At 67.3% G+C, this 10,996-nt stretch carries 11 protein-coding genes and 3 pseudogenes; 11 read left to right on the top strand and 3 right to left on the bottom strand.

Features of this window, described 5'->3' with window-relative positions; translation table 11 throughout:
- The first annotated feature begins 747 nt into the window (after positions 1 to 747).
- The 7 genes and pseudogenes from AB0I54_RS47420 (at position 748) to AB0I54_RS47390 (ending at position 5,592) form a co-directional block, all read left to right on the top strand.
- Positions 748 to 1,146 carry a helix-turn-helix domain-containing protein gene (locus AB0I54_RS47420; RefSeq protein ID WP_363302626.1) on the top strand — a complete coding sequence of 133 codons (399 nt, stop codon included), beginning with the start codon at positions 748 to 750 and terminating at the stop codon, positions 1,144 to 1,146.
- A gap of 137 nt (positions 1,147 to 1,283) precedes the next feature.
- Positions 1,284 to 2,063, top strand: coding sequence for a LysR family transcriptional regulator (locus AB0I54_RS47415; RefSeq protein WP_363302625.1), 780 nt, complete (start codon positions 1,284 to 1,286; stop codon positions 2,061 to 2,063).
- Positions 2,064 to 2,186: 123 nt separating this feature from the next.
- Entirely contained in the window at positions 2,187 to 2,390 is a 204-nt protein-coding gene (locus AB0I54_RS47410; RefSeq protein ID WP_363302623.1) for a hypothetical protein, read from the top strand.
- Positions 2,391 to 2,957: 567 nt separating this feature from the next.
- Positions 2,958 to 3,233, top strand: coding sequence for a DUF485 domain-containing protein (locus AB0I54_RS47405; protein ID WP_363302622.1), 276 nt, complete (start codon positions 2,958 to 2,960; stop codon positions 3,231 to 3,233).
- Positions 3,230 to 4,837, top strand: a complete 1,608-nt coding sequence (locus tag AB0I54_RS47400; RefSeq protein ID WP_363302621.1) for a cation acetate symporter — start codon at positions 3,230 to 3,232, stop codon at positions 4,835 to 4,837. Before AB0I54_RS47405 ends, AB0I54_RS47400 begins: the two co-directional genes overlap by 4 nt.
- Before the next feature lie 133 nt (positions 4,838 to 4,970).
- Positions 4,971 to 5,132, top strand: a pseudogene (locus AB0I54_RS47395) (integrase core domain-containing protein); the annotation flags it as partial.
- 64 nt (positions 5,133 to 5,196) lie between these two features.
- Positions 5,197 to 5,592 (top strand): helix-turn-helix domain-containing protein, encoded by a 396-nt coding sequence (locus AB0I54_RS47390; RefSeq protein WP_363302620.1) that lies wholly within the window; start codon positions 5,197 to 5,199, stop codon positions 5,590 to 5,592.
- Positions 5,593 to 5,653: 61 nt separating this feature from the next.
- On the opposite strand, the gene AB0I54_RS47385 is transcribed toward AB0I54_RS47390, so the two are convergent.
- The gene (locus AB0I54_RS47385; RefSeq protein ID WP_363302619.1) at positions 5,654 to 5,857 is read right to left on the bottom strand and encodes an ATP-binding protein; all 204 of its coding nucleotides are present in this window, start codon (positions 5,855 to 5,857) and stop codon (positions 5,654 to 5,656) included.
- 103 nt (positions 5,858 to 5,960) lie between these two features.
- On the bottom strand, positions 5,961 to 6,869 hold the full coding sequence (gene cynR / locus AB0I54_RS47380) for a transcriptional regulator CynR (RefSeq protein WP_363302618.1): 909 nt from the start codon (positions 6,867 to 6,869) through the stop codon (positions 5,961 to 5,963).
- A 124-nt stretch (positions 6,870 to 6,993) separates the two neighbouring features.
- Between cynR and AB0I54_RS47375 the strand changes: the two genes are divergently transcribed.
- The 4 genes and pseudogenes from AB0I54_RS47375 to AB0I54_RS47360 all read left to right on the top strand — a co-directional run bounded on the left by AB0I54_RS47375 (position 6,994) and on the right by AB0I54_RS47360 (position 10,093).
- Positions 6,994 to 7,587, top strand: a complete 594-nt coding sequence (locus AB0I54_RS47375) for a carbonic anhydrase (protein WP_363302617.1) — start codon at positions 6,994 to 6,996, stop codon at positions 7,585 to 7,587.
- A gap of 108 nt (positions 7,588 to 7,695) precedes the next feature.
- Positions 7,696 to 8,166 carry a cyanase gene (gene cynS / locus AB0I54_RS47370; protein WP_363302616.1) on the top strand — a complete coding sequence of 157 codons (471 nt, stop codon included), beginning with the start codon at positions 7,696 to 7,698 and terminating at the stop codon, positions 8,164 to 8,166.
- A 403-nt stretch (positions 8,167 to 8,569) separates the two neighbouring features.
- Positions 8,570 to 9,579 (top strand): annotated as a pseudogene (locus AB0I54_RS47365) (IS5 family transposase).
- 193 nt (positions 9,580 to 9,772) lie between these two features.
- Positions 9,773 to 10,093, top strand: a complete 321-nt coding sequence (locus AB0I54_RS47360; RefSeq protein WP_363302615.1) for a hypothetical protein — start codon at positions 9,773 to 9,775, stop codon at positions 10,091 to 10,093.
- A gap of 131 nt (positions 10,094 to 10,224) precedes the next feature.
- Here the strand turns inward: AB0I54_RS47360 and AB0I54_RS47355 are convergent.
- A pseudogene (locus AB0I54_RS47355) lies at positions 10,225 to 10,887 on the bottom strand (oxidoreductase); the annotation flags it as partial.
- Positions 10,888 to 10,996: the final 109 nt, after the last annotated feature.

The raw sequence follows: 10,996 nt of genomic DNA, 5'->3' as shown, positions 1-10,996 counted from the left end.
GACATCCCACGGCTTCGGCCGCGCCACCCCGCACCCCCGGATCATCGCTCCTGGAGTGATCCAACCATCTCGAAGATCATTTCGTTAGGAGTTCTAAGAGCCCGAGATCGTGCACAACATGGCGGCGAGCTGCCGTTGATTCGGAATCGCGCCTCAGACGCGCCAAGTATGCCCCGAACTGCCGTCGCCGTTCATCCGTCACCCGCTGGCCCCCTCTCCCTTCCAGTGTGGCCCCTCCCTGGCCCCCTGCGCGGCTCTTCTCCCAGGTCTGCCCCGAACGATTCGATGGAGCTTCCGGAAAAGCCGGACCCCCGCAACCGTGGCGACGGCCCGGGGGCATGGCCATCAACCCCGGGAGGTTGACGACATGGCACAAGCTTTCGCGACACTGGGCGTCTTGGTGCTGAGGTTCTTACTGGCTGCGGGAGGACGCCACCGGGCGCCAGACGCACGCCCCGTCGCGTCGGCACCGGACACACCGACTACGCATCTCCCGTGTGTGCCTGTGCTGCGGAGTGAGGACATCGGGCTTGTTCGCCCCTACCTCGTCGCGTATGAGCGACGCCAGGCGGAACGGCGGCAACGGGCACGGCGGTGCGCGTTGGTGCTGGTGACGTACGGCGTCTACATCAGCCCCCGCCGGATTCACGGCGTGGAGGTGACGGCCTGATGAGCTACGACCGGCGGTGGTCCACCGCCTGACGTCGGCCAGAAAGGCGCTGAAGGGATGTGGCGGAGCGGTGCCGGATGGTGGAGCTGAGCTGGGACGGGTGGCTGGTCCCGCAGATCGCCAGCGAGCTGAGGTGCGGTCAGAAGACGGTGCGCCGCTGGCTGCACCGCTTCAACCACTTGGGCCTGGAGGGGCTGGAGGATCTGGGCGGGCGGGGCCGCAAGCGAAGGATCACCGAAGCCGAACGCTCGAGGATCGTCGGCCTGGTCAAGCAGACCCCGCCCGGCCGACTCGAGGTGCAGCCGTCGAACGAGTCAGGGCCCTCGGAGTGGACCTTTGCCACGCTGGTCGCCGCGGCCCGGGACCTGGGCATAGAGGTCAGCCGCGCTGTCCCTCCGATCATGTCCCGCCGTCCGGACCGTCCGGCCGGCAACGGCGTGTGGTCGCCACTTTCCAGCACAATGACAGCGCGGTGAAGGTCAGGCCCCAGGCATTTCCCTACGGTTGCCCCACGAGGGTATTGATATCTGTCGCATACGAATACCCCGAAATAAAGTATTTGTAGAATCGGCATTCCCGTTCCTACGCTGGGTCGCAATCGAGGGGGATTCCGATGGAGCTCAGGCATCTGCGCTATTTTGCGGCAGTCGCCGAGACGTGCCATTTCGGCCGGGCGGCGGAACGGTTGCACATGGCGCAGCCACCGCTCTCCCAGGCGATCCGCCGGCTGGAGGTAGAACTGGGCGTCGAGCTCTTCACTCGCACCACCCGGCAGGTCGCCCTGACCGGCGCCGGCGAGGTGTTCCGCGGTGACGTGGAGCGCATCCTCAAGTGCGTCGACGACGCCGTAGCCAGGGTCGGACGCTTCGCTTCGGGAGCTGAGGGGGTGGTGCGAATCGGCCTCACCGGCTCTGGGTCGTACCGCCAACTGCCAGCCCTCGCCCGCCTGCTGGAGCGCGAGATGCCCCAAGTGATGCTGGAGGTGCACACCGAGATGCTCACGATCGCCCAGGAAACGGGGTTGGTCGAGCGCCGCCTCGACATGGGCGTCCTGAGGCCTCCCGTCCGACAGGAGGGAATCGCCCACCGCCCCATCGCCGACGAACAGCTGGTCCTCGCCATTCCGGAGGAGCACTGGCTGAGCAAGGCGGAGACCGTCCGTCTCGCCCAGCTTCGGCACGAGAACTTCGTCATGTACGGCGCCGTACTCGGCTCCGTCGTCAACGATGCCGTAATCCGCGGCTGTATAGCGGCAGGGTTCCACCCGCACTGCGCCTACGAGGTCAACGAGAACTCGACGCGCTGCGCTGGTCGCGGCCAGTCTCGGTATCGCCGTCCTGCCGGATTCCATCCGCTCCGCGCCCCGCGAGGGTGTGCTGTAGAAGTCCATTGAAAACGCTCTCACCGTCCGACTCGACCTGGCCTCGCGTAAGGACGACAGCTCGCCCCTGCTGAGCAATCTGCTGAAGGTCCTCGAGAAGAACGACATATTCCTGGAAGGTCTGGAAGAAGCGACATGAAAATCGTCGACATCGAGGCGATTCCCTTCGCTATTCCCTACAAAACGCCGCTGAAATTCGCCAGCGGTGAGGTGCGCCCGCCGCCGCAGCATCCGAACCCGGATGACGCCGCATCACAGTGGTCCGGCTCTGGGAGGCTCACCCCCCGGATCACCACAAGTTCAGCCCTTCGCCGTCGTGGCGTAGGACCCCGCCGGTGACCACCACGGCCACCCCGGTCGCCGCATCCCCGTCCCGGACCACCGTTCACCTTCAGGACATGTCATGAGAACCGCTATCGAGCCCGCTGTAGGGGCTCCCTCTTCAGCCCTGGCCCACTGTTGTCTGTACTGCGACGGCAAACTGCGCCACCCCATCACCGACGCAGTCGGTGAAGGCAGTGAGACTGCTGCACCCGACTTCGCCTGCGCACAGGTACTGCAAGAGGGCAGGCCGGCGGACGGTGAAGTGCGCCAGACAAGGGACAGCCGGGCTCGTCGTACGGCACGGGAGCTGTCCCACGACCCGGCCGGGCACACCAACCGGCCCAAGGGGACGGCCGTGGTCAACGGTCGCACCGCGCCACTGCGTGGTGCGGCGTGAACCCGTCGGTCCCGCCGTTCGGGCGGTATGCGGCATGGGGGGAGCCGGATACACCGCGTGGGCCGGACGCATGGCCCGGTCCCCAAAGGTCACCACAGGGTCGTGGGCGACAGGACGGTTGCCCCCCGTGGGTGCCCGGCGCCGGCCCTGCGGTCGCCCCGAAACTCCAGGAAGATCTCACCCTGTTGCGACAGGGTGCGGCCCGCAGGCGCCCCGTCTTCACCGTCATCGGCGCCGTCGTCTCGCTCTACCTCTTGGACGCCCTGCTCGCTGGCGTGGCCCCGGGTTTGATGGCCATGCATCTTGCGGGACTGCTGAACGTTGCCCTGGCGTTGAACCTTCTCCAGTACGGGACCAGCGCCTGGGCGGTCTGGTGGTATGTCCGCTACGCGAGGAGCGTCCTGGACCCGCAGGCCGCGCAGGTCAGGGCCTGGCTGGGAGAAGAGGAAGACACCCGATGACCGCTGCCCAGCAAACGGCGCACTCCGCTCCCGTGTTCGTGATCTTCGCAGTATTCGTGAGCTGCGCGCTGTTCCTCGCCATCTGGGTTACGACGGACCAGACCACACCCCGCGCCTTCTACATCGGCGACGGCCGCCTCACACCGCTACAGAACGGCATCGCCATCTTCGGTGTCTATCTGTCGGCCGCTACGGTGCTGGGTACGCCTGGCCTGATCGCGCTGACAGGGTACGACGCCCTCGGCTATCTGAAGGGCGCGATCGTCGCGTTGGTCGTGAACCTACTGTTGATCGCGGGGCGCTATCACAGCACCGGTCAATACACCATCGGCGACAGGCTCGTTCGGCGATTGCACACCCGGTCCGTGCAGGTGGCCGGAGGAGTGGCCGCCCTGTGCATCTGCCTGGTGTACGTGACCGCCCAGATGGTCGGTGCCGGGGCACTGGCCGCACCAGTCCTGGGGCTGGAGGGACCAGGCGCGCGGCGGATCATGGTCGTCTCGCTCGGCCTCCTCCTCATCCTCTATGTCGCGATCGGGGGCATGCGGGCCACGACGGCGGTCCAAGTTGTCAAGGCGGTCCTGTTGCTGGGTGGGGGCGGTTGGCTGACCATGCTGGTGATGTCGAAGGTTGGCTGGAATCCTATGCTCCTGCTGAGCCGGGCTGCGGACCACAGCGGACTCGGAGATGCCTTCCTCCAGCCCGGCGTAAGCAATGGCGACGGCACCATGGGCAAACTCGACTCCTTCAGCCTGCAGTTGGCAGTGCTCGCCGGAGCAGCCGGGCTCCCGCACGTGCTGGGGAGGCTCAGGACCGTCCCCACGGCGCGCGCGGCCCGCCGATCCGTCGAGGTCGCGACCTGGTTGACGCTGGCTTTCTGTCTCATGGTCACAATACTGGGGTTCGGCGCGGCGGCGCTGCTCGGCCGGACCGCCATCAAGGTCAATAGTGCGACGGGAAACTCTGCCGTGCTGATGCTGAGTGAGTCCCTCGGCGGGGTGATCCTCATTACGCTGATCTCGTGCGTGGCCTTCACTACGGTCCTGGCCGTGGTCTCCGGAGTTATCCTGACTGCGTCGACCGCATTGGCGCATGACCTCTATCAGGTCGGGCTGATGAAGGGAAAGGCGTCGGAGAAGAGCGAACTTCTGGTCGCTCGGGGTGCGGTGGTGCTGATCGGTCTCACAGCAATCGGGCTGTCGTTGTTCGCCCAGGGCCAGAACATCACGTTGCTGGTGGGCCTGGCATTTGCAGTCGCGGGATCCGCCGTGCTGCCGCCGTTGCTGTACAGCATGTACTGGCGACATTTCACCGCCAAGGGTGCACTGTGGAGCGTGTATGGGGGGTTGATCTCCTCGGTGCTCCTAGTGGTGTTCTCCCCCGCCCTCTCAGGCAGTCCGACCTCCATGCTGCCCCATCTGGACTTCGCCGCTTTCCCCCTCAGCAACCCCGCAATAGTCACGATCCCACTCGGTTTTCTGCTGGGCTGGCTGGGGTCGGTTCTCGATTCACGGGAACCCGACATGGCGGAGTACGCCGAGACGGAGGTCCGCGTCCTCGCCGAAGTAGATGTCGACCGCCTGGTGCAGAGCTCCGGTCCGTGAGGTGCCGGCAGCCGGCTCGACTCGGCATGTGCCGCATGTAGCGCCTGTTCCTCGTCGCTCATGTGTCAATCGGGGGCCGGGACATGTCCTGTCCCGGCCCCCGATTGCGGGATGGGGTGGCTCGAAACGACCGCGAGCATCGGTCGGCCGCACGGGTTTCTGTTGGGACAATGCGATGGCTGAATCATTTTTCGGTGCCCTCAAAAACGAACTCGTGCACCGAACTACGTCCCTAACACGCGCACATGCCCACCGGGCGATCGCCGGGTATGTGTCCCGGTGGCGGGGTAGTTGAAGGTGCTCGGGGGCGGGTGCTGGGCGATGGTGTTACGGGCACGGCCGGGACGTGATGAGGACGAATGTACTGTCGTTCGCCCGTTGTCGCGGGCGCGGAAGGCTCCGCGCGATGCAGTGATGCGGGCGCGGATGATCGAGCTGAGTTGGTCGGGTTGCGGGTGCCGGCGATCGCGGTGGAGCTGGGCTGCAGCCAGAAAACAGTCCGGTGCTGGCTGCACCGCTTCAACCGCTCGGGCCTGCAAGGACTAGAGGATCTGGGCGGGCAGGGCCGCAAGCGGCGGATGCTGCCGTGGGTGGCCTGTTTGCCGATCGCGTCGATCAGTGCGGTGTCCACGTCCGCCCAGACGGGGTGGAAAGCGGGGATCGTGGCCCGTACCTCGTCCTTGGACATCCGGGTGAACTCCTGCCAGATGAAGATCCTGCAGGCCCGCATCGGCTCGCGTCGCAGCACCTTGTAGGAGCCGTCGCCCCGGCAAAGATCACGGCGATGTTGGTTCGTTTTTCGTCCCACAGGTGGCGTCAGAACTCGAACCCGGTCTTCTTCATCCACTGGGCCTCGTCGCAGACCAGGACCCGGAATTCCTCGCCGAGTGCCTCTTTGAGGAGGGTGTCGAACTTGATCGGGCGGGCCGGCGGTTCACCGGGGAGCCCCAGCGCCTGGAAGAGACCGTGGCGTATGTCGCGCGGGGTGCGGCCCGCTCCGGGGAGAGCTTCGGCCGACACCCGCCGACCCGGCCGCGGGCGCGAGCGGCGGCCAGCCCGAATCTTCCGCGCCGGCTCACGGGCGGCGCCCTCCAGCTCGGCGCAGGGGTGGCCGATGGTGCGTTCAGGAGGCCGGTGTGTATCCGCGTGTGCGGACGAGGTCGTGGGTGAGGTGGGTGAAGGCGCGGGTGGCGGCGCTTTGGTAGGCGTCGGTGCGGTGGAGGAGGGTGACGGTGCGGGTGGGGAGGGCGGGGTCGAGCGGGATGAGGGTGAGGCGGGGGTGGTCGTGGGTGATGGCGTCGGGGAGGACGGTGGCGAGTGGGGTGCGTTGGACGACTTCGGTGAGGGCTTGGATGGAGTTGGCCTCGACGGTGATGCGCGGGCTGACGCGGTGTTGTTGGAGATAAGCGTCGATGTGGCTGCGTGTGGCGAAGTCTCCGCTGAGCAGGGCTAGTTGTCGATCGGCGAGCTCTGGTGCCGGTAGCGGACTCGGTCGGTCGGCGGTGGGGTGGTGGGTGCCGGTGACCAGGGTGAGCGTCTCGGTGAACAGGGCGGTGGGGGTGAGGCCGGGCAGGTGGGGGCCGTGGAAGGCGATGCCGAGGTCGAACTCGTCGGCCAGGAGGCCGGTTTCGATGCGGTCCTGGCTGGTCTCCCGCACGATCAGGTTGATGCAGGGGTGGCGGGTGTGGAGTTCGGCGGTGAGCGGGCCGACGAGGTAGGCCGTGAACGTGGGGGTGACCGCCAGCCGTAGATGTCCGCGGGAGAGGTCTTGCACGTCGTGGACGGCACGCTCGGCGGCGGCCAGGTCTCGCAGCGCGCTGCGGACATGGTGGGTGTACGCCTCGCCGGCGTCGGTGAGGCGCACGGTGCGGCCGGTACGGTCCAGCAGCAGTGTGCCCAGGTCCCGTTCGAGTTGCTTGATCTGCTGGGACAGCGTGGGCTGGGAGATGTGCAGCTCCTGGGCAGCACGGGTGAAGCTGCCGTGATCGGCTACGGCGAGCAGATAGCGCAGATGACGCAGTTCCAGAGCCATACCGCAACTATAGATGTCATCGATAGCATTAATGGTTAGCAGGTCTTGGACACTATAGATCGAGGTCATGCACAGTTGAATTCGCCAGGCCCACGGGCCCGGGCCACCACGGAAGGGAGTGACCATGCATGACCTCGCCAAGGGCATCGCGCGTTTCCAGCAGGACGTCTTCCCGGCCAAGAAGGAGCTCTTCGCCCACCTGACCGCCCACCACACCCCGCACACGCTGTTCATCGGCTGCTCCGACGCCCGCGTCGTCCCCGAGCTGATCACCGGGTGCGAGCCCGGCGAGTTGTTCGTCATCCGCACCGCCGGCAACCTCGTCCCCGCCTACACCCCCGGCGCCGACGGGATCGCGGCGAGCATCGAGTACGCCATCGCTCAACTCGGCGTGACGGACATCGTCGTCTGCGGGCACTCCGCGTGCGGCGCGATGACCGCCCTCGCCCACGGCCACGACCTCAGCAACGCCCCGGCTGTCGCCGACTGGCTGCGCCTCGCCGACGCCTCGGTGGCCCGTACTGCCACCACGGGGGACGTGCCGGCCCTGGTACGGCAGAACGTGCTGGCTCAGCTGGCGAACCTGGCCACCCACCCGTCGGTCGCCCGCGCCCTGGCCGAGCAGAAGGTCACGCTGAGCGGCTGGGTCTTCGACATCGCCACCGGACGCGTCGAGGAACTCAACGCCACCAGCTTCACCGCCCCACTCGCGGCCTGAAACCGGCTTCCCGGACCGGCCCTGCCAGCGCCGTCCGAGACCACCCCCTGAACCCGCGCGCTTTGCGCACGATGCGCGAAGCGGCACTCACCGAAAAGGAGTCCACTCATGGTGCACGCTCAGTTCGACCCCGCCGCGCGTCAGGCCCTGGCCGCTCAGGCCGTGGAGGCCAAGTCCCGCAAGGACCTCTCCTGGCAGCAGATCGCCGACGCCGCCGGCCTGTCGGTCGCCTTCACCACCGCCGCCGTCCTCGGTCAGCACCCCCTGCCGGAGAACTCCGCGAAGGCGGTCGCCGAGCTGCTGGGCCTGGACGACGATGCGGCGCTGCTGCTGCAGACCATCCCCACCCGCGGCTCGATCCCCGGCGGCATCCCCACCGACCCGACCATCTACCGCTTCTACGAAATTCTCCAGGTCTATGGCACCACCCTGAAGGCCCTGGTCCACGAGCAGTTCGGCGACGGGATCATCTCCGCGATCAACTTCAAGCTCGACGTGAAGAAGGTCGCCGACCCCGAGGGCGGCGAGCGCGCCGTCATCACCCTGGACGGCAAGTACCTGCCGACCAAGCCCTTCTGATCCGCGCCACCGGTGGGGCGGGCCGCAACCGACCCGTCCCACCACGCCCCAGCCTCGCTGCCCGGACCCCGGAGCGATCAACCGCTGATGGCAGAGAGTCCTCGGTCGCGGACGGAGCGCGGCGGCGAAGCCGAAGCCACCGCGCTCCACCTCCCGATGCTGGCTGTGGGGACTTCGAGAACCACCCTTTTCGCTCAGTGGCTTTCACGCGATCTGTTCCCCGTCGGGGTAGTCGGTGGACTTCGACAGCTCGCTCCAAGCGGCTGTCTCCGCGTCGAAGGTGGAGCGTGCGCCGGCCACGAGCCGGAGCCCGTCGCTGCCGGGGACTAGGGCGGGTATCGGGTTGTGATCAGTTTGCGGGTTTCGCCCTCGCGGTCGTGCCTGATCCGGCAGATCTTGTTGTATGACGCGAGTACAACTGACAGACGCCGAGTGGGAGTTCATTGAGCCGTACCTGCCGATCGGTGAGTACGGCCCGTACCCCGAGCGGCTGCGCCGACAGTTCGAGGGCGTGATCTGGCGGTTTCGGACGGGTGGCCAGTGGCGGGAGATGCCGCAGGAGTTCGGCGCCTGGTCGACTGTCCACAACCGCTTCCGGCAGTGGAGGGATGCCGGGGTGTTCGAGGCCCTGCTGGAGGGCGTGATTACGGAAGCCGCGAAGCGGGGTGAGGTGGACTTGTCGCTGGTCAGCGTGGATTCCACCACCGTCCGGGCCCACCACGACGCCGCTGGGATGCACCTCGACTCCGACACGCTTGCCGACTTGGAGAAGGCCGCCGAGGAGGCGGAGAAGGCCCGGCAGAAGGGGGCGGCTCGGAGGAACAAAACAAGCAGGACGCCGCACCCGACTTGGAACGGGACGAGCGACGACGTGTCCGGCGCAGGCGCAAGCTTCGCCTGAAGGCCGCCCTGCTCGGGCGTTCCAGGGGCGGTCAGACCAGCAAGGTCCACGTCGCCGACGAGCGCAAGTGCCGCCCGCTGGCGCTCGTATTGGCCGAAGGGCAGGCCGCTGACAGCCCTCAGTTCATCCCCGTCCTGAAGAAGGTGCGGGTCCGTGGGCCGGTCGGCCGTCCCCGTACTCGTCCCGACGCGGTCGCCGGGGGCAGGGCTTACTCGTCCCGCGGCAACCGCGCTCACCTGCGCACACGTGGCATCAAGGCAGTTATCCCGGAAAAGAAGGACCAGGCCGCCAACCGGAAGATGAGAGGCTCCACGGGCGGCCGGCCCGTCAGCCACGACGCCGAGCTCTACAAGGAGCGGAACACGGTCGAGCGCCTGATCAACAAGCTGAAAGCCTGGCGAGGCATCGCCACTCGCTACGACAAGACCCCTGCGAGCTACCTCGCCGGCCTCCACCTTCGCGGCGCGATGATCTGGATCAAGGACCTGGCCAAGTGTGCCGAGGCTCGGTAGTTGTCACCGACGGCACCGCATAGGCTGCACAGAAACCAGGTCGAAGCAGCCGGACTGTCACCAGAGAGGCGCTGGAGTTGTCACACATAGCCGATCACTGGTCTTCCTGTCGCCGGGGCGCAGTGTGACTCGCGACGACCTCATCGCCATGCTCCGCGAACAGACTCCGGCATGCGGGCCTGCACGTGACGCCTTGATCGCCGGGGCTGACTACGTCGTCTGGGACGGCCTGGTCCCGGCCAACCGGCACGCGGGCGTCTTCCGGCGTCGAATGCACCACTCCTTGAAGCGTGGCCACACGATCGATGGCCTGGCCGAGAGCGTCGACATCCTTCTGCGAGCCGGGGAAGAGCCGCTTCGTACCGGATCCGTCGACGCGGTGGACAGGTCATCCTGGTTCACGATCTTCCTGAACTCCACGGCGACAGTAGTGGTGGCCTGCTGCGGCGGACGCCGACCCACCACCATGGAGTCGGCCGACACCCCCGAGTCCGGCACCCAACCTCGCAGGTGACAACCAGCCTGCCTATATGAAAACCATCGCGCTTTGGCTCACCAAGACCACCCCTTGATCACGCCCGAATACTCGCCCTAGGGTGGGTCGATGGCTTCTCCGCCTCGACAACGGCGAGCAGGGCGCGGCCGGCCGGCCTGGGCGGGATCGCCGAGCTGCTGACCGCTCATGTCGATGCGGCGTTCGCGGATCGGCGCGAAGATCGGGTCGTAGTCGGCGATGGTGCATGGAGCGGCCGGCCCAGTCGGTGCGGAAAGAGCCGGGCTCGATCGCCGTGACATGAATGCCGAGTGGTGCGACTTCCTGGGCCAGCGTGGCGGCGATGCCCTCAACGGCGAACTTGGAGCCGTCATAGGCGGCCAGGTCGGGGAACGCGCGCAGACCTCCCATGGAGGTCACGAACAGGATGTGCCCGGCACGGCGCTCGCGCATGCGGGGCAGGACGGCCCGGGTGACCGCGATGGCGCCGAAGACGTTGACGTCGAACTGGTGGCGGAAGGTGTCGAACGGGGTACCTCGAAGGTGCCCTCGACGCCGTAGCCGGCGTTGTTGACGAGGACGTCAATGGGACCTACCTGGTCCTCGATCGCCGCGACGGTCGGCGCGATGGCATCGATGTCGGTGACGTCGAGTATGCGGGCGTGAGCGCGGTCCGGAACGAGTTGCTCGAAGGCAGCGATCTGCTCAGGGTTGCGGACGGTGCCGACGACGGTGCGGCCGGCCTCGAGGGCGGCGGCGAAGGCGCGGCCGAGGCCGCTGCACACGCCGGTGCGCAGCAACAGCGGGCGGTGCAGCCAGCCGTGGAGCCAGGGCGTGGACAGGGGGTCGGGCCCGTCGTCGAAGGTCAGGGCGACGTGGTCCGGCCGGCCCCGGCCCGAGAGCCGGGGCATGAGGCGGTTGCGC

The sequence above is a fragment of the Streptomyces sp. NPDC050625 genome, assembly GCF_040654755.1.
GTDB lineage: Bacteria > Actinomycetota > Actinomycetes > Streptomycetales > Streptomycetaceae > Streptomyces.
Note: the sequence above shows the minus strand (reverse complement) of the source record. Positions and strands in the feature narration are given on the sequence as shown.

Excerpts from the sequence above, each read along its gene's own strand:
- AB0I54_RS47375 (WP_363302617.1), top strand. The coding sequence starts at position 6,994 with ATGCATGACCTCGCCAAGGGCATCGCGCGTTTCCAGCAGGACGTCTTC.
- AB0I54_RS47390 (WP_363302620.1), top strand. The coding sequence starts at position 5,197 with ATGTACTGTCGTTCGCCCGTTGTCGCGGGCGCGGAAGGCTCCGCGCGA.
- AB0I54_RS47400 (WP_363302621.1), top strand. The coding sequence starts at position 3,230 with ATGACCGCTGCCCAGCAAACGGCGCACTCCGCTCCCGTGTTCGTGATC.
- AB0I54_RS47410 (WP_363302623.1), top strand. The coding sequence starts at position 2,187 with ATGAAAATCGTCGACATCGAGGCGATTCCCTTCGCTATTCCCTACAAA.
- AB0I54_RS47420 (WP_363302626.1), top strand. The coding sequence starts at position 748 with ATGGTGGAGCTGAGCTGGGACGGGTGGCTGGTCCCGCAGATCGCCAGC.
- cynS (WP_363302616.1), top strand. The coding sequence starts at position 7,696 with ATGGTGCACGCTCAGTTCGACCCCGCCGCGCGTCAGGCCCTGGCCGCT.
- AB0I54_RS47415 (WP_363302625.1), top strand. The coding sequence starts at position 1,284 with ATGGAGCTCAGGCATCTGCGCTATTTTGCGGCAGTCGCCGAGACGTGC.
- cynR (WP_363302618.1), bottom strand. The coding sequence starts at position 6,869 with ATGGCTCTGGAACTGCGTCATCTGCGCTATCTGCTCGCCGTAGCCGAT.